The 15,469-nt window shown below is 61.1% G+C and carries 17 protein-coding genes and 4 tRNA genes; 14 read left to right on the top strand and 7 right to left on the bottom strand.

Annotation, left to right across the window (positions count from 1 at the left end):
- Both OHL13_RS00115 and OHL13_RS00110 read left to right on the top strand, forming a co-directional pair.
- The gene (locus OHL13_RS00115) at nt 1–501 is read left to right on the top strand and encodes a DUF2062 domain-containing protein (RefSeq protein ID WP_263408079.1); all 501 of its coding nucleotides are present in this window, start codon (nt 1–3) and stop codon (nt 499–501) included.
- A 36-nt stretch (nt 502–537) separates the two neighbouring features.
- Nucleotides 538–1,530, top strand: coding sequence for an aldo/keto reductase (locus OHL13_RS00110; RefSeq protein WP_263408078.1), 993 nt, complete (start codon nt 538–540; stop codon nt 1,528–1,530).
- 149 nt (nt 1,531–1,679) lie between these two features.
- Here OHL13_RS00110 and OHL13_RS00105 read toward each other — a convergent pair whose 3' ends face one another.
- Nucleotides 1,680–2,504 carry a DUF4159 domain-containing protein gene (locus OHL13_RS00105; protein ID WP_263408077.1) on the bottom strand — a complete coding sequence of 275 codons (825 nt, stop codon included), beginning with the start codon at nt 2,502–2,504 and terminating at the stop codon, nt 1,680–1,682.
- A gap of 162 nt (nt 2,505–2,666) precedes the next feature.
- Nucleotides 2,667–3,497 carry a DNA-methyltransferase gene (locus tag OHL13_RS00100; RefSeq protein ID WP_263408076.1) on the bottom strand — a complete coding sequence of 277 codons (831 nt, stop codon included), beginning with the start codon at nt 3,495–3,497 and terminating at the stop codon, nt 2,667–2,669.
- A 76-nt stretch (nt 3,498–3,573) separates the two neighbouring features.
- Here OHL13_RS00100 and OHL13_RS00095 point away from each other — a divergent pair, with 76 nt between their 5' ends.
- The 5 genes from OHL13_RS00095 (at nt 3,574) to OHL13_RS00075 (ending at nt 7,370) form a co-directional block, all read left to right on the top strand.
- The gene (locus tag OHL13_RS00095; RefSeq protein WP_263408075.1) at nt 3,574–4,350 is read left to right on the top strand and encodes a PP2C family protein-serine/threonine phosphatase; all 777 of its coding nucleotides are present in this window, start codon (nt 3,574–3,576) and stop codon (nt 4,348–4,350) included.
- Nucleotides 4,351–4,375: 25 nt separating this feature from the next.
- Nucleotides 4,376–4,831 carry a MaoC family dehydratase gene (locus OHL13_RS00090; protein ID WP_263408074.1) on the top strand — a complete coding sequence of 152 codons (456 nt, stop codon included), beginning with the start codon at nt 4,376–4,378 and terminating at the stop codon, nt 4,829–4,831.
- Between the two features lie 89 nt (nt 4,832–4,920).
- Nucleotides 4,921–5,868, top strand: a complete 948-nt coding sequence (locus tag OHL13_RS00085; protein ID WP_263408073.1) for an MBL fold metallo-hydrolase — start codon at nt 4,921–4,923, stop codon at nt 5,866–5,868.
- 104 nt (nt 5,869–5,972) lie between these two features.
- Nucleotides 5,973–6,416, top strand: coding sequence for a hypothetical protein (locus OHL13_RS00080; RefSeq protein WP_263408072.1), 444 nt, complete (start codon nt 5,973–5,975; stop codon nt 6,414–6,416).
- 123 nt (nt 6,417–6,539) lie between these two features.
- Entirely contained in the window at nt 6,540–7,370 is an 831-nt protein-coding gene (locus OHL13_RS00075) for a rhomboid family intramembrane serine protease (RefSeq protein ID WP_263408071.1), read from the top strand.
- A gap of 119 nt (nt 7,371–7,489) precedes the next feature.
- On the opposite strand, the gene OHL13_RS00070 is transcribed toward OHL13_RS00075, so the two are convergent.
- The 5 genes from OHL13_RS00070 to OHL13_RS00050 all read right to left on the bottom strand — a co-directional run bounded on the left by OHL13_RS00070 (nt 7,490) and on the right by OHL13_RS00050 (nt 14,051).
- On the bottom strand, nt 7,490–8,938 hold the full coding sequence (locus OHL13_RS00070; protein WP_263408070.1) for a M20/M25/M40 family metallo-hydrolase: 1,449 nt from the start codon (nt 8,936–8,938) through the stop codon (nt 7,490–7,492).
- Between the two features lie 117 nt (nt 8,939–9,055).
- On the bottom strand, nt 9,056–11,185 hold the full coding sequence (locus OHL13_RS00065; protein WP_263408069.1) for a DUF1800 domain-containing protein: 2,130 nt from the start codon (nt 11,183–11,185) through the stop codon (nt 9,056–9,058).
- A 165-nt stretch (nt 11,186–11,350) separates the two neighbouring features.
- Entirely contained in the window at nt 11,351–12,070 is a 720-nt protein-coding gene (locus OHL13_RS00060) for a protein-methionine-sulfoxide reductase heme-binding subunit MsrQ (RefSeq protein WP_263408068.1), read from the bottom strand.
- Between the two features lie 3 nt (nt 12,071–12,073).
- The gene (locus OHL13_RS00055; protein WP_263408067.1) at nt 12,074–13,060 is read right to left on the bottom strand and encodes a hypothetical protein; all 987 of its coding nucleotides are present in this window, start codon (nt 13,058–13,060) and stop codon (nt 12,074–12,076) included.
- 142 nt (nt 13,061–13,202) lie between these two features.
- Nucleotides 13,203–14,051 (bottom strand): hypothetical protein, encoded by an 849-nt coding sequence (locus tag OHL13_RS00050; protein WP_263408066.1) that lies wholly within the window; start codon nt 14,049–14,051, stop codon nt 13,203–13,205.
- 156 nt (nt 14,052–14,207) lie between these two features.
- On the opposite strand from OHL13_RS00050, the gene OHL13_RS00045 reads away from it, so the two are divergent.
- The 7 genes from OHL13_RS00045 to OHL13_RS00015 form a co-directional block, all read left to right on the top strand.
- A tRNA-Thr gene (locus OHL13_RS00045) sits at nt 14,208–14,283 on the top strand.
- A 115-nt stretch (nt 14,284–14,398) separates the two neighbouring features.
- Nucleotides 14,399–14,485 (top strand) — tRNA-Tyr (locus OHL13_RS00040).
- Nucleotides 14,486–14,509: 24 nt separating this feature from the next.
- Nucleotides 14,510–14,704: a hypothetical protein gene (locus OHL13_RS00035; protein WP_263408065.1), complete on the top strand. Its 195-nt coding sequence runs from the start codon at nt 14,510–14,512 to the stop codon at nt 14,702–14,704.
- Nucleotides 14,695–14,769 (top strand) — tRNA-Thr (locus OHL13_RS00030). Before OHL13_RS00035 ends, OHL13_RS00030 begins: the two co-directional genes overlap by 10 nt.
- Before the next feature lie 90 nt (nt 14,770–14,859).
- Nucleotides 14,860–14,934: transfer RNA gene (locus OHL13_RS00025), tRNA-Gly, on the top strand.
- A gap of 28 nt (nt 14,935–14,962) precedes the next feature.
- Nucleotides 14,963–15,271, top strand: a complete 309-nt coding sequence (locus OHL13_RS00020) for a hypothetical protein (protein WP_263408064.1) — start codon at nt 14,963–14,965, stop codon at nt 15,269–15,271.
- Nucleotides 15,272–15,352: 81 nt separating this feature from the next.
- The coding region (locus tag OHL13_RS00015; RefSeq protein ID WP_263409093.1) for a GTP-binding protein at nt 15,353–15,469 on the top strand (117 nt) is incomplete at its 3' end.

The following is a 15,469-nucleotide window of genomic DNA, read 5'->3' as shown; positions in this document are numbered from 1 at the left end:
ATGCCTGACTTTCTTGAGCGCCGTATCGTTCTTCCCCTCCGCAACCTGCTGCTGGACGGTATCACGCCGCACCGACTTGCGTTGAGCATGGCGGCTGGAGCGGTGATCGGCGTATTCCCTGTGCTTGGGACTACAACGGCGATCTGCCTTCTGGCGGTATTCGTACTGCGGCTCAACCTGCCGGCTGCTCAGCTGACCAACTACCTTGTCTATCCGCTGCAGCTTGCGCTTCTATTGCCGTTCATCCGCATGGGGCAATGGCTGCTGCGTTCCGAACGCACCACCATGACGCTGCAACAGATCACGGCCGCCGTGAAAACTAATCCCGGCGTCGCGTTTCACCAGCTATGGCGCATGTTGGTAGCCGGTGTGGCCGCATGGGTGCTGTTTGCGGCCATCGTGGCTCCCTTGCTGTACTGGATCTTTCTGCGTCTCGCCACCGGTATCGACCGCAGTATGCGAGCCCGCAGGGCCGCCGCCGTACCGCCTGTTGCAATCTGACGGAACCCTTGCGGAGCCCAGAGGCATCCAACATGCATGGAAAAGGTCAAACTCGGTTCTCAGGGTGCCGTCGTCTCTCGTCTCGGCCTTGGCTGCATGGGCATGAGCGAGTTCTACGGCGATCGCAATGACACGGAATCCGCCGCCACGCTGCTGCGAGCGCTCGATCTCGGCATCACCTTCCTCGACACCGCCGATGTCTACGGCATGGGCGACAACGAAGAACTGGTTGGAAGGACCATCAAACCGCGCCGCGACGAGGTCTTCCTCGCCACCAAGTTTGGTAATCTTCGCAAGCCCGAAGACCCCGCCTTCTGGGAGGTCTCCGGCCGTCCCGAATATGTGAAGCGGGCCTTCGATGCCTCGCTGCAGCGCCTCGGGCTCGACTATGTCGACCTCTACTACCAGCACCGCGTCGACCCCAACGTTCCCATTGAGGAGACCGTCGGTGCCATGGCCGAGCTGGTGCAGGCCGGCAAGGTGAAGTACCTTGGCCTGTCCGAGGCCAACCCCGAAACCATTCGCCGCGCGCACAAGGTGCATCCCATCACCGCGCTGCAGACCGAGTACTCTCTGTGGGAGCGTGACGTGGAAGAACAGATTCTTCCCACCGTACGCGAACTCGGCATCGGCTTTGTCGCCTACTCGCCGCTGGGCCGCGGCTTCCTGACCGGAGCCATCAAGGACACCTCCAGGCTCGACGCCTCCGACGCCCGCGTCTCCCGTTACCCGCGCTTCTCCGGCGAGAACCTGGACAAGAACCTGCTATTGGTCCAGAAGCTGGAAGATCTGGCCGCGAAGAAAGGTGTCAAAGCCAGCCAGCTTGCCATCGCCTGGGTACTGGCACAGGGCAACGACATTGTCCCCATCCCGGGCACCAAGCGCCGCAAATACCTGGACGAGAACGCGGCGTCGGCGCAGATCGAGTTCACCGCAACAGAGCTTGCGGAGATCGAAGCCGCAGTGCCCAAGGGCGCCGTCGCAGGCGACCGCTACAACGCCACCGGCATGAAGACGATCAACAGGTAAAGCGCAAGCTCTTGCCCATCCTTCGCAGCCACATCACGAAGGGTGGGTTTCGTTTTTTGGGTCATCCTGAGCACTCGGTTAGTTTCTGCCCTCTCGACCGGAGCGCGTTGCGCGGAGTGGAGAGACCGGCATTTGTGCACTGCTAGTCCTCAATGCGTCATCCCATACAGCACATAGTTCACACCCAGTTTGATCCCCATCTCCGAATACTTCAGCGGATACCAAGGCGAGTCGTAGAACTCCCACGAATCGCCAATGTCAGAGTTCAAACTCAGCGCCACCATCAGCCGCCCCTTGTCGTCGTAGATTCCCTTCCAGTGCGGCACGCGTCCGTCCTTCTTGTAGCCGTTGTTCAGGTGCTCCGCGCCTGGAACCTGGATGCGCTCGGTCAGATCGAAGACCGTATGAAAGGCCGGGTCATTATCCGGAATCTCCACTAGGTCGCGCTCCGGAAAGACCATCTTCATCGTCTTGGTGAAGTACGCCTCTTCTTCTGAACCATGGCAGTCGTCAGCCATAAAGAATCCGCCACGCAGCAGGTAGTCGCGCAGCTTCGCGCCCTGTGTCCCGGTCAGTCCCCATTCGCCTACCTGCACGGCATAGATCCACGGATAGTCATAGACCTCGTCACCGTTTTCAAGGTTCACCGGCTGTTCCACGCTGCGCGCATCAATGCGTGTCAGGCGGCGGACACTCGCAGCAAAATCGCGGTCGGCCTTGGGGTAGTCCTGCGTCCAAAGCGATAGTCCTTCCTGCCATGGGCCGTCAAAACGCCCACGATAGCCATCCAGCGGCCCGCCGGGAAACATCAGACGCGCAAAGGTCCATTCGCCCGGCTTCTGCCAGTCATCGGGAAGCGGCGAGCGCCGGCCATACTCCACCGACGGATACTCCCGGAAGCCGCGCTGCGCATATCCCACGCCCAGCAGCACCAGCGCCATGCCAACCGCCCGGGTTGTGCGCCGCAACCGCATCGCAACACTCCAAGAGAAAGCCGCGCTCCCATACTACGCAGGAGTGGGTTGCTCTCTTGGACGCGGACGGCACGCTAGGGGCAGCCACTCCCCCATCTGTATCCCGGCCGAAGGCGCGATACGCCTTCGGCCGGGATGACAAGCTTTTATTGTTGGATTCAGCTACTTCTTTTTCCGCATCCATTTCGCAAGCCGTTTGCGCATGATGGCGACGGCTTCGCGGCTTGAGTCCATCAGCAGGAAGTCGCGGCCGTTTTGCGCAGCGGCTACGCCGGTGGTGCCGGAGCCGGCGAAGAAGTCCAGCACCAGGTCCCCGGGGTTAGAGTGCACCTTGATGATGCGTTCCATCACGCCGAGCGGCTTTTGCGTGGGGTACCCGGTCTTCTCCTTGCCGGTGGGCGAGACGATGGTGTGCCACCAGACGTCCGTAGGCGTTTTGCCTTTAGCGGCCTTGGCGGCACCGACCAGCTTGGGCGCCATGTACTCAATGCGGTCGCACTCGGCTAAGTTGAAGGTGAATTCGGACGGGTCCTTCGTGTACCAGAGGATGTTGTCGTGCTTGGCCGGCCAGCGGGACTTCGACCGTGCGCCGTAGTCGTAGGCCCAGATGATTTCGTTCTGAAAGCTCTCGCGGCCGAAGATGCCGTCCATCATCACCTTGGCGTAGTGCACCTCGCGGGGGTCCAGGTGCAGGAAGATGGAGCCGTTGGGCGTGAGGATGCGGTGGGCTTCTTCAAGGCGCGGGCGAAGGAAGCCGAGAAAGTCATCGAAGACGTCCAGGTATCCGGAAGGGCCGTCAAGCTTCTCCGTGCGGTAGCGTTTGCCTGCGAATCCGCTGCGGTCGCCGTTGGCTTCATCACGCACGATGCGGATGCGCTGCCGCTTCTGCACGCGCCCGGTGTTGAAGGGCGGGTCGATATAGATCAGCGGGACTGAGCCTGCAGCCAGCTTCTTGAGCTTGGGTAGATTGTCGCCAAACAGGATTTGTCCCACAGAGTTAGAGGCTAACCGATGCCGTGAAAAATGCAATCGTCCTCTGGCTGCAGAAGCGTGTATCGTCGGTGATGGGATGGGACCCCGTACAGAACTGAAGCTCGAGCACGCGATGCTGTCGGATGTGGGCCGTGTCCGCAAAGGCAATGAAGACGCCTGCGGCGCGGATGCAAAGGCGGGGCTGTTTGTGGTCTGCGACGGCATGGGCGGAGCCGCAGCGGGCGAAGTGGCCAGCCACCTGGCGGTCGAAACTTTTCTGAAAGAGTTCATCGCTCGCAAGGCGTCCAAGCGCCGCGCCTCGCCTGCGCAACTGCTGGACGAGGCGGTTGCCTCCGCGAACAAGGCCATTCTTGCCAAGGCACGCAGCTCCCGCGAGTTGCGTGGTATGGGCACCACGCTGGTCTCCATACTGCTGCAGCCGGGTGAAGAGGGCCACGAGACTCCCTTTGAGGCATGGATCGCGCATGCGGGCGACTCACGCTGTTATCGTCTGCGCGACGGCAAGCTGCAACGCATGACCGAAGACCACTCTCTGGTGGAAGAGCAGGTGCGTGCGGGCCTGATGACGGCCGAAGAGGCTGAGTTCTCGCCGGTACGCAACGTGATTACGCGCGCGGTGGGGTCGCATCCGGAGCTGGAGACGGAGATTCGCTGCGAGGATGCCCTTCCGGGTGACCTGTACCTGCTGTGCTCGGACGGCCTGATCCGCGATCTTTCCGACAACGACCTAGCGCGCCATCTGCGCGCCGCAGGGAGCGATCTGGAGTTGGTATGCCGGTCGATGATCGGCGAGGCCAACGTCATGGGCGGCGGAGACAACATCACCTGCCTGCTGGTCCGCATCGCGCTTTGATAGACTTCGCTCAACAGAGGAGCGTATGGCCAACGAGCTTTACTTTGAAGATTTCCACCTTGGACAGAAGTTTCAATCGCACGGCAGCGTGAAGATTACCGCCACCGACATCAAGGAATTCGGCGAGAAGTATGACCCTCAGCCCTTTCACCTGGATGAAACGGCCGGCGAGAACTCCTTCTTCGGCGGCCTGGCGGCTTCCGGCTGGCTGACGGCGGCTATCGTGATGCGCATGCGCGTGGAGACCATCAAGGTAGCCGGCGGTATGATCGGCGCGGGCGTGGAAGAGATCCGCTGGACCATGCCGGTGCGCCCGAATGACTCCCTTCATACGGACACCGAGGTGGTGGGTGTGCGGCAGTCGCACAAGCGGCCGAACTACGGTGTAATCACCATCTCCACCATCACGCTGAACCAGCGCGACGAGGTTGTGATGCGCAGCCGGGTGAACTTCCTGGCTCCGCTGAAGCCGAAAAAGTAAGCGTCCGGTATTCCGGGCAGGAAAACCGGCCCGGAACCACGAAAAATACCCCCTCCGTTTGCACAGCGGAGGGGCGTATCGTTTAAGTCATGCGGATGACGGTGCTGGCTTCGGGTTCCAAGGGAAACAGCACCATGGTCTCCTCCTGTTCCACGCGCCTTCTGGTGGATGCCGGGCTGAGCTGCCGCGAGCTGATGAAGCGCATGCGCGCCGCGGGCGAAGAGCCGGAGGCGCTGGACGCTATCCTGATTACCCATGAACATCTGGACCATGTGAACGGTCTGCCGGTGCTGGCCCGCAAGCTGGGCATCCCGGTGTACTTCACCGAGCAGACCCACCGCGCCTGGGTGCGGCAGGTAACGCCGCAGAAGCGCATGACCTATGCCCAGTGGCTGGCCGGCCGCGAGCAGGAGATGGAAGCCCGCTACGGCCAGGGGCCGGATGGCGAGGTTGCCACGATGACTGCGGCCGCCGCCGAAGGCATTGCCGACGAGGCTGAGACCGAAACCGAGGCTCCCAAGGCTGATCCTGCCCGCCTGCCTACGGTGGAGTACTTTGCCGCAGGACGCGGATTCACCGTCGGCGACATCTCGGTGAACCCCTTTACGATTCCGCACGATGCAGCCGACCCCTGTGGGTTTGTGTTTGAGGCGGAGGGCTGCCGGGTGGCGGTGGCGACGGATCTTGGCTATATGCCACCCAACGTCAAGCTGGCGGTCAAGCGGTGCGACGTGCTGATGCTGGAGTCAAACCACGATCCGGAGATGCTGCGGGACGGACCGTACCCGTGGAGCGTCAAACAGAGAGTGATGTCGCGAGTAGGCCACCTGTCCAACCACGCCGCGGCGGAATTTCTGAGCAAAGACTATGACGGCGGAGCGCAGTTCGTGATCCTGGCGCATCTGTCTGAAAGCAATAACCTTCCCGAGCTGGCACGGATGGCGGCGGAAGAGGCTTTGAACGGAAAAATGGGTCTTCTGGGCAACAAGGTGCTGCTCGCAAGGCAGGATGCTCCGATGGAGCCGCTGTGCCTTTAACCGCCGATACGTGAATCTTTTTGTAACGGCAGAAAGTCAAATTTTTGTAAAATGGTATTCACATTCCGCATGAAAACTAAGGCTTTGGGCCAGGAAGGAGTTGCATGCGCACATCAGAATGCACGGACCAGGTAGTAGGCGACATTCTTTCCGGATGGCGATATGACATCTCTGGCCTTACACCGGAGATGCGCGTGGACTATGAGCGCCATCTGGCCTCATGCGAGCACTGCCGGAGCCGTCAGCAGCTGCACCGGACCATTGATGTCTCCCTGATTGTTGTCAGCACGCTTTCGGTGCTGGCGTTTGTCGTCGCGGTGGGAATTCTGCACCGTTATGCCGGCCTGTCGCAGGTTGCGCTGGCGCATCTGCACCTGCGCCGCGTGGAATGGGCGCTGACAATGAAGGATGCCGCCGTTGCCGGTCTGCTGTTCTCGACCATTGCGTGGGTCCTGGTCGCCATTGCGACCCCTGCCCCCAAGGTACTGAACGGCATGCTGCAGGATCGCATGTCGGAAGAAGCCCGCGAGCGCTTCAAGCGCGCCTGATCCAGCTTCAGCTTTCCTCAAAGCCCCGGTTTTCCGGGGCTTTGTCGTTTTTTGCGGCACCTGTTTCCGGTCGGCAGCATCCAAGCTGGAAAGTGCTACCCTGAGAGAGCAAGACCCCCACTGATGGACCCCGCTGGCCAATCTTCTTATTCCGCTCCTGAAGCCGAGGTGCTGCCGCCCGAGACGCAGCCGCAGAACCGACGCTCCTCAGGCTGGAATTTCCTTGCCGCTCCCGCAACGTACACCCTTGTTGGCGTGAACTGCGCCGTCTTTGCGTGGATGGTGCTGCATGGAGTTTCTCCGACGCTGCCCAGTTCGCGCGACCTGCAGCACTATGGCGCGAATATCTCTGTGCTGGTGCTGGAGGGGCAGTGGTGGCGTCTGCTGACGGCCATGTTCGTCCACGTGGGCATGCTGCATCTGGCCACCAACATGTGGTGCCTGTGGAACCTGGGTCTGCTGGGAGAGCCGCTGCTGGGCCGCCGTGGCATGATCTTTGTCTACATTCTGACCGGAGCCGCCGGAAACCTGCTGAGCATGGCCTTCAACGTGATGGCCTGCATCTGGGACCGGGACTGGTGCCCCCTGATGGGCTCGGCCGGAGCGGGAGCCTCGGGAGCGGTCTTCGGCCTGGCCGGCATCCTGATCGTGCTGCTGTCGAACCGGAACCTGCCGATTCCCTGGCCGGAGCTGAAGAAGCTGCGCGGATCGGTAATCCAGTTCGCCATCCTGAACCTGGCGATTGGCCTGGCGACGATGGTCTTCGACACCGGCATCCACATCGACAACATGGCGCACGTGGGCGGCTTTGTCTGCGGGTTGGCCATGGGATTTCCCCTGCTGCCACGCATGACCTCCGGACGTGAGAAGTACCTGACGCGCCAGACGGTTACCTTCCTGGGAGCCGGGCTGGTGCTGGCGTTGTTTGGCTACTGGCTGGCGCACCTGCGGTAGCACTGCAAACGCGAAAAGCAGATTTCTCCGCTTTCTCTGCGGAATGACCAAGCAGACGACTTTCCCACATCTCAGAATCGAGATGTGGGGCACCCGGAATCGTGACCGGGATGCGTTATTTACAGCGGGGCGACCGCGGGGCTGCAGATGCCAGCCCTGGTGCACGCGCGTACGCCGAAGAGGGTGTTGTCCTTTGAGACGGGCAGAGTGACGGTGTGGGTCGCTCCGTCGGCCTTCTCCGCATAGGCTGCGGCTTTGCCCGCGAACTGCCAGTCGGAGGCGTTAGTCTCGCGCCAGACGAGCTGGTACCAGGTGCCCTCGGGAGCGCCTTCGGGCGCGTCAAACTTCAGGATGGAGTCGTTGTCCAGGTTGCTGGTAACCATGCGCACCTTTGCAGGCATGCCGGGAGCGGTGGCCATGGTCGCCAGAGTGGCCAGGTTCAGACGGGCGACGCGGGCGATGTAGCCGAAGTCGTCAAATTTGAGCAGGTCACCGTACTCGATGCCGTTCTCGGTGCGTACCTGCTGGTGCTGGTGGTGGAAGTCCTCGCGCCACTCGGAGAAGCGGACAGCGGCGAAGCCTTCCCGGTTGAAGCTGGAGTGGTCGCCGCCACGCAGGTAGCGGTCCAGCCTGAGCACCATGACCGGTTTGACCGAGGTGGGCACGGGGAAATACGTGCGGGCGACGCTGAGCACCTCGCGGGCGACCTGCCGCGAAGGCGAGTCGCTTTCCTCGCCCAGCGAGAGCATGCGGCGCATTTCAGCCTCGGTGGCGTTGAGCGGAACATTCTCAGAGAAGACGCGCACCAGCGACTTGCTTTGCAGCTTCTCTCCGGGCGTGGTGTTGCCGCCGACGATGTCGTTATTCAGCACGGCCTCAAGCTGCCATCCCTCGCTTTTGGCAAGCTGGGCGAGATGACGGCTGCCGTTGAGCCCCTGCTCTTCTCCGGCGACAGCAACGAAGATCACGGTGGCGGGCAGCTTTGCCTTGCTGAGGACGCGGGCACACTCCAGGCTGACGGCGGTTCCGCTGGAGTCGTCATTGGCTCCGGGGGCGAAGGCGTGCGTGTCCATCACGTCGCCCACGCGGGTGTCATAGTGGCCGGTGACCAGCACCCTGCGGGCGGACTGTGTGGGGTCGGTTCCCTTCATCACGGCGTAGACGTTGGTGAGTTTTGTGGGGCGATTAATGCGCGGCGGAGCGCCGTTCGCGGAGGGCTTGCCGGCGGGCTCGATAAAGGTGTCTTCCTTCACCTCGAGGCAACCGCCGCAGTCTTTTGAGTACTGCTCGAACTGGGACTTGATCCATGCCGCGGCGGCGGTGATACCGGTGCCTTCGGGAAGGCCCGTCTCCATGCTGGAGAGCGTGGAGCGATTGTGGAAGCTGACCAGCTTCTCAATGTTCTTCTGGATCTGCGTCGCCGAAACCTGCCTGAGCAGGGGCGCGATGGCAGGGTCGACGGAGTCCGCGCGTAAGGGCGCTCCGGTTACCCTGAAGTCCAACTGCTGTGCCGATGCCGCGGAGAGTGCGAGGCCAAAGACCGCTGCCGCCAGAAACTGTTTGGTCATGCTGCCAGTATCGGGGCGGAACCATGATTTGCAAAGGGTCTATGCTCACGCCGTGAATGCAGATCTCTCCGCTTCGCTCCGGTCGAGATGACAGGCGTTCTTGTGTGCCGATAGAACCTAGCGCATCTGGAACTCCGGTGAGCCGAGGACCAGCGCCGTGAGCATGTTGAGCGTGTCCGGTGGGCTGAGGGGCTGCTGTGGTTGCGGTGTCTGCGTGGCCGTCATCGGCTGGCTGTCAGGCTGGGATGGCGTGATGACCTGCGGTGCGGGCTGAGCGACCTGCTGGTGAATCAGCGCATTGGTCTTGTCGGAGACCGGGCCGCCAACCAGCGTCTTTTCGAGCACATCCAAAGCAACGTCCATGCCGGTAAGGCCAGCGGGGCCGCGGCCGCGCGTGGTCGTGATGTCGGCCACCTTCAGGGCGCGCGGGCCCGGGCCGGCGGCAGGCATGTTCACGGATTTCACACCACCAACGCTGGGCTGCGACATCAGGCCGACGGCCAGCAGGCGCGAGGAATCAAACTTCTGGCCGCCGTACTTGCCCTGCGTCAGTTGTACGGCGAAGTTCAGCCGGTCGATCAGGGCGGTGGTATTCATCCAGTGGTCGGCGGTGAGGTAGTAGCCGGTCGGCTCCAGCTTCCCGTAGAGCGGCATGCCCATCTGGCGCAGCGATTGGACCATCTGGCCGGGGTTGGTGGGATCCGTGGCCGTGGCGCGGAAGGCGGAGGCAAGGAACTCCTCTGGGGTCTTGACCTTGTTGCGGAAGTATTTGCGCGAGTTGAACTCGGGCGAATGGATGAGCGTGAGCAGCACCTTCTTGATGTCGCCGTCGGACTTCAGGTACGTATCGGCCATGCGGTCGACGAGTGCGGGTGGAGGATCGTCCGCGACGAAGCGCTGCGCCAGCTTCCAACTGAGGAAGTGCGCGGTCTGCGGCATAGCCGCCAATTTTGTCAGCGCGATGATGCCCTGCTGCTGGCCGTTGTTGGGGTCGTCGGGAATGGTCTGTCCGAACCACTGCTTCTCGCCGGGCTCGTGCTTTTTAGGGTCGAAGACGAATTTGCTACCCAGGTTTGGATTGTCGACGCTCCACCCGGTCAGAATGGCTGCCAGATGGGTCACATCCTCCTGGGAATAGCCGCCGTTGACGCCGACGGTGTGCAACTCCATCACTTCGCGGGCATAGTTCTCGTTCAGGCCGCGGCCGTTGCGCTTGCCGTCTTTCCGCTTGCCGCCGTTGGCCTCGCTGTTGGGGCCGATGGAGGTGTAGTTGTCCAGATACACCATCATGGCCGGGGATTTGGCCGTGGCCAGCAGAAGGTCACGGAACTTGCCCAGGGCGAAGGGGCGGATGGCATCGCGCTCGTAGGCGGCGGTGTACCACTGGTCAGAGTCCTTGGGGCCGAAGACGTTGAAGTGATTGAACCAGAAGTCGGTCATCACCTCCTGCAGCTGGCGCTCGCTCAGCACCATGCGAAGCATCTTCGCCTCGCTGATCTCCTGCAGAGCGCGATAACTGGAGCCACCGGTAGCTCCCATGGCGTAGAAGAACTCGCGCTCGCGAGGTGTGAACTCGCCGAGGAGAAGGTTCTTCTGCTCACCGGCAACGTACTGGCAGAAGGCGGCGCGGTCGGGCACGGGGCGGGAGAGAAGATCAGCCATGCGCTGCTTGCGATCGATGGCGAAGAGTTCTCCTGCGATGCGCGCGGCGGTGGCCTGGTCCGCCTTCTTCTGGGCCTCCTGCTGCTCGGGAGTGGGCATGTGGGTAGTGCCATCGGCGTCGACTTTTTTGTCGTCGAGCGACTTCTGCCACCGCCAGAGCGCGACCTCGTAAACAGAAGCAAGCTGCGGGTCCGTTTGCGGGCCTCCGGGCTTGGGGATCTTGCCTTCGGCGATCTGTTGCACCACAAATTGTGCAGGGAAGGTCTGTACGACCTGGTCAGGTGACATGCGCAGAACCGGGTAGTCGCCCATGCGGCGGGAGGCGACATCGTCCTTGAGGCCGGAGGGGCTGAGCTGCTGGTTCAGCCAGTTATCGCTTCCCTGGGCAAGCACCTGCTCTACCTCGCCGGGGCGCGCACCGAAGGTGAAGCGATTGAGCAACTGCTGGGCTCGCTCACGGTCGGTGAGGGGCAAGAGAGCCTCGGGCTTTGCAGATTTCGACGGCTTCACCTTCGGCATTTGCGCCGGGAGAGCCAGGGCAGGGACAAGGACAACAACAGCGGCAAGGACAAACGCTCGGCGCATGGGGACGTACCTCCGCGTGTCTGTTAGAACCTGTCCGCGAAGGGAAAGTTGCGTATCCCTGATTCATCCCCGTTTCGCGGAGGAATGGGGCGTCGCCGGGTTGTGAGTCAGGAAAAGCAGATCCTTGCAGGGGAATAGAGACAAAAAAAGCAAAAAGCCGGGATATTAAGCGACCGGAGCTGCCGCCTGCGCCGGGACTTTGCGTTTCTTCCACAACGTCCAGCCGACGCGGGCCAGTAGAAGGATGGCCAGGACGGCGGTGTCCTTCCAGGGCGTAAGGACGCCCTTCTTCACCAGCCACCAGTAGTGGATGATGGCCAGAATGCCTGCGGCGTAGACCCAGCGATGCAGGCGCTGCCAGGGCTTGCCTCCCATTTTGCGCAGCACCCATTGCGGGCTGGTGAGTGTGAGCAGCAGCAGGATGAACCAGCTCAGAAGGCCAACCTGTACGAACCTCCGCTTCAGGGCATCATCCCAGATGGTGGGCCAGACGGCGGCAAAGTTGGCGAACAAAATGCCGATGTGGCCGGACTTGATTCCCTCCCAGGCGCCGTTGATGTCATAGCCGGAGAAGAGGAAGAGGTAGGTTCCAAGATGGAGCGTGGCGTAGAAGAAGGCGAACAGACCGATCATCCGGCGGAAGCGGATGAGCCAGGCGAGCTTTGGCGTGAGCCGACGCAGAGGCGTGATGGCAAGCGAGGCCAGCAGCATCCACAGAGCCCAGTCGCCGGTCCAGTGCGTCAACGTGTTGACCGGGTCAGCCCCGAGAGCGTCTGGCTGCGCGCCGGTCGAGGCCTGCCAGAAGGCCCAGCTTATGCCGAAGAACGGTACCAGGCAGAGAGGAAAGACAATTCCCTTCATCAGCACAATCGTACGGTTGTTCAAAACTCAGTCCGCCTTTCCTTCTCTTTCGTCCTGAGGATTGGACGCCCGGCGGAGCGCTTCGAGCGATACGGTGGAGTTGAGAAGAATGCGATCGTCCTTTTGCTCCACCTTGGCGTTGGCCAGGGTTTCCAGCATGACCGAGTCCTCGACCGAGCGGGACTGGTTGAGCTCGAATCCGCGGAAGAGCGTGAGCAACACATTCATGTTGGCGGCGTCGCGGGCAGCATCCTGCTTGTTGGCGGCAATCTCTTCCACCCGCAAACGCAGAGAGCCGACAAAGCGCGCCGAGGCAATGAAGGTGGCGTCCTGTGGAAGGGGGAGTTGCACACCGCCGGCGCTCATGTTGCCGTTCTCCGTAAAGGGGAGACCGATCTGCCCGATGCCCCAGGCAAAGGACAGCAGCGGGATAGAGCTGTAGTGCTGGCTGAGCAGAGAGTTTCCGGAGAAGGGCGAAGCCGAGGCGCGGTAACGGTCGAGAATGGAATGGATCTGCTCGGCCGTGGGCATGTTGGAGGCGGCCACCATGTCATAGCCCAGCGTGGTGACGCGCAGGGTGCGGCCTTCCACCGGCACGGTAAAGATCTCATGCCCGGCGTAGTTTTCGGTGGCGCTGGAGATGGACCGCAGATAGTCGGTCAGACGCTTGCTGTCAAAGCGGCCTTCGAAGACCTCAGAGTAGGCCACCGGACCATTGGGCCCGTTGGGGTCCTGCATCCGGTGCAGCGAGAAAGCCACGGTGTCCAGGTCGCGCTCAAAGATGAAGCCGGTCGCGTCGGTGAACCTCTGGTAGTCCGGTGTCCGGTGAATCGTCTTCTTTTCCAGCTTTGTGACGGCACGGATGGGTTTGAGGTTCAGGTAGAGAATGCCATCCGACTCCGGCAGAAGGCGCGCCACTTCGGGCGGTGCGTTCTTGCGCAGAAGGATAGAGACCACCAGCGCAGCCAGCAGCGCGAGGGCGATGAGCAGCGAGTACCGCGTGCGTTTTCGCATGCGTTATTGATTGTGCGGGATTGCGGGCGGAGAGGCAAACGGAATCGCCGGAGGGTGGGGCGCAAGCGAACTTTGCAGAGAAGCAGATTCCTTCGCTTCGCTACGAAATGACAACACAGAAAAACAAAAGCGATGCCGTTCTCTACTTCCCAATCGCAAAGGTATAAATCTTGCCGGCATTGGCCATGCCGCGGGCGTTGACATTGCCGGGAGGGAGGATGCCGTACTCACCCGGCCCGATATTTTCTTCCAGCTCAAAGCTGTACATGTTCTTGCCGATCTTTTCCGGATGGAAGGGCACAGCGTCGCGGTCGGCTCCCGTTTGGGTGTGGAAGACGTTGCCGGTCTCGGTGCGGAACTCGCGGTTGTCGGAGTGCTGACGGAAGCGGACGAAGATGTACTCCTCGGGAGAGGTGCCGCTGGGAACATAGAGCAATACCTTGTCTCCTGCGCGCAGATTCAGCCTGGAGCTTGTGCCCTTCACGTGGCCGTTCATGTCTTTCTTGATGATGCCGTTGGTGAGCGTGGACTTGAGAGCTCCTCCCTGGCGGAAGTTGACCAGTTCAATGGGCATGGGTTCCCAGTCACGGGTCTCGCGCATCTTGTAGTAGATGCCGATGTCATCCACCTGCGAGGAGAGCGGGGCTGTCTCCACAGGCGGCTTTTCTACGTGCGTGAAGATACCGGAGCTCTTCGCCATCATGGCGGAGATAACCTGCTGCGAGACGCCGGCTTCTTTGAGGGCGATAAGGTCGTCGGGGCCGGTGGTATAGATGCCTGGCTGAGTGCGCACGGTCTGCGCGATGATGTCGGCATCAAGGCCGGCTTTGGTCATGCGGATGACGGCGTCGTTTGAAAGAGTCTTCGGTTCCCTGGGAGCGGCAACATTGGGCGAGGCCGGGCCGCTGTCCTGTGCGCCGGTGACATCCTGCGCCAGACAGGGCGAAAGTGCGAAGGCGAGCAATGAGCCAAAAGCAAGCAGGCGAACCATGGAGACACCTCAGAAGAGAGCAGAAAACTATAGTGTGGGACGCGACGCCAGGTAAAAAGATAACGCTGCGTGCCAGGGTGAGTTTACCCACAGCCGCCCCTGTGCTAGATTTGGAATTGCGCTGCTCCTACGCGGGCAGCGCAGATTGCTGTTTGGGCTGGCGTAGCTCAGCTGGTAGAGCATCTGATTTGTAATCAGACGGTCGGGGGTTCAAATCCCTTCGCCAGCTCCAAAGCTCCCTTAGCAGCGAAGGTTTTGGTAGTAACGCCCTTCCGGCTGCACTTCCTGCCATTTCAACGGTTGTCCTGAGTTGTGATGCGGAATTGCGTGCAGAGGGGTGGCAACGTGCACAGGTGGCCGAGTGGTTAATGGCAGCAGACTGTAAATCTGCCCGTCAATGACGTACGGAGGTTCGAATCCTCCCCTGTGCACCATTGAGTTTGAAGAGGGCGGAGCCGATGGATTTAAGCGCGGGCGGTTCCGGTCGAATGACCATCGCGTTTATAGTGCTTCTTGGGCTGGCAGCAGCAGCCTGGGAAACGATGGAGCCGGGCAAGTACCGCTCCCTCACACTGATTCTGCTAGGATTTTTTGCTGTACGTATCCTGCTGGGCCGCATGAAGTACCGGCAGGATGAAAAGAAGCTGATGTAGCTCAGTGGTAGAGCACTCCCTTGGTAAGGGAGAGGTCATGGGTTCAAGCCCCATCATCAGCTCCAGAATTTCAGCCGTTTCGCTGTCAGGCCTCTGGCCTTTCGCAAAACGGCGAAGCAGCTAAGAGCCAAAGGCGATTAGCTGTTGTAAGGCGGGCGGGAGTAACTCAGTGGTAGAGTCACAGCCTTCCAAGCTGTTGGTCGCGGGTTCGATTCCCGTCTCCCGCTCCAGATGCTTCGGTGCTGTCGAGGAGATTGGATGTACGAACAGGCAGTAATTCCTGTGCAAGACCAGCAGACATTTAACGCGGTCAAGAGCGCCGTTGAGAGCTCTTTTTCTTCCGCAAAAGTGCAGGACTTCCTGAAGTCGCTCGATCGCGCCAAGCTCCGTATTCGCGAGTTTGAGCAGATTCTCTCGTCTGGCAAGCTGGGCAGCGCTGCTGCTGCGGGCTATGCCAAGCTGGGCGATGGCGACAAGGGAATGATCCGCGAGTTGTACCTCTCCTCCCTGGAGAAGGTCGCTCTCGAACTGCGGTCAAAGTATCTGAAGGTGTACGCCTACTACTGAGGCGCTGCGCAAACCCCACAACAAGTTTGAAACAAGCCCGGCCGTAGACGACCGGGTGTGCAAATCTGACAGGAGAACAAGATGGCGAAGGAAAAATTTGACCGGTCTAAGCCTCACGTAAACGTGGGAACGATTGGTCACATCGATCACGGCAAGACGACGTTGACGGCGGCGATCACGAAGGTTCTGTCGAAGCAC

Origin of the sequence: Terriglobus tenax (genome assembly GCF_025685395.1) — a bacterium.
Taxonomy (GTDB): Bacteria; Acidobacteriota; Terriglobia; order Terriglobales; family Acidobacteriaceae; genus Terriglobus; species Terriglobus tenax.
This window is presented reverse-complemented; position numbering and strand designations above follow the sequence as displayed.

Coding starts and splice junctions, on each gene's coding strand:
- OHL13_RS00115 (WP_263408079.1), top strand. CDS start 1: ATGCCTGACTTTCTTGAGCGCCGTATCGTTCTTCCCCTCCGCAACCTG.
- OHL13_RS00110 (WP_263408078.1), top strand. CDS start 538: ATGGAAAAGGTCAAACTCGGTTCTCAGGGTGCCGTCGTCTCTCGTCTC.
- OHL13_RS00105 (WP_263408077.1), bottom strand. CDS start 2,504: ATGCGGTTGCGGCGCACAACCCGGGCGGTTGGCATGGCGCTGGTGCTG.
- OHL13_RS00095 (WP_263408075.1), top strand. CDS start 3,574: ATGGGACCCCGTACAGAACTGAAGCTCGAGCACGCGATGCTGTCGGAT.
- OHL13_RS00090 (WP_263408074.1), top strand. CDS start 4,376: ATGGCCAACGAGCTTTACTTTGAAGATTTCCACCTTGGACAGAAGTTT.
- OHL13_RS00085 (WP_263408073.1), top strand. CDS start 4,921: ATGCGGATGACGGTGCTGGCTTCGGGTTCCAAGGGAAACAGCACCATG.
- OHL13_RS00080 (WP_263408072.1), top strand. CDS start 5,973: ATGCGCACATCAGAATGCACGGACCAGGTAGTAGGCGACATTCTTTCC.
- OHL13_RS00075 (WP_263408071.1), top strand. CDS start 6,540: ATGGACCCCGCTGGCCAATCTTCTTATTCCGCTCCTGAAGCCGAGGTG.
- OHL13_RS00070 (WP_263408070.1), bottom strand. CDS start 8,938: ATGACCAAACAGTTTCTGGCGGCAGCGGTCTTTGGCCTCGCACTCTCC.
- OHL13_RS00065 (WP_263408069.1), bottom strand. CDS start 11,185: ATGCGCCGAGCGTTTGTCCTTGCCGCTGTTGTTGTCCTTGTCCCTGCC.
- OHL13_RS00055 (WP_263408067.1), bottom strand. CDS start 13,060: ATGCGAAAACGCACGCGGTACTCGCTGCTCATCGCCCTCGCGCTGCTG.
- OHL13_RS00050 (WP_263408066.1), bottom strand. CDS start 14,051: ATGGTTCGCCTGCTTGCTTTTGGCTCATTGCTCGCCTTCGCACTTTCG.
- OHL13_RS00035 (WP_263408065.1), top strand. CDS start 14,510: ATGGATTTAAGCGCGGGCGGTTCCGGTCGAATGACCATCGCGTTTATA.
- OHL13_RS00020 (WP_263408064.1), top strand. CDS start 14,963: ATGTACGAACAGGCAGTAATTCCTGTGCAAGACCAGCAGACATTTAAC.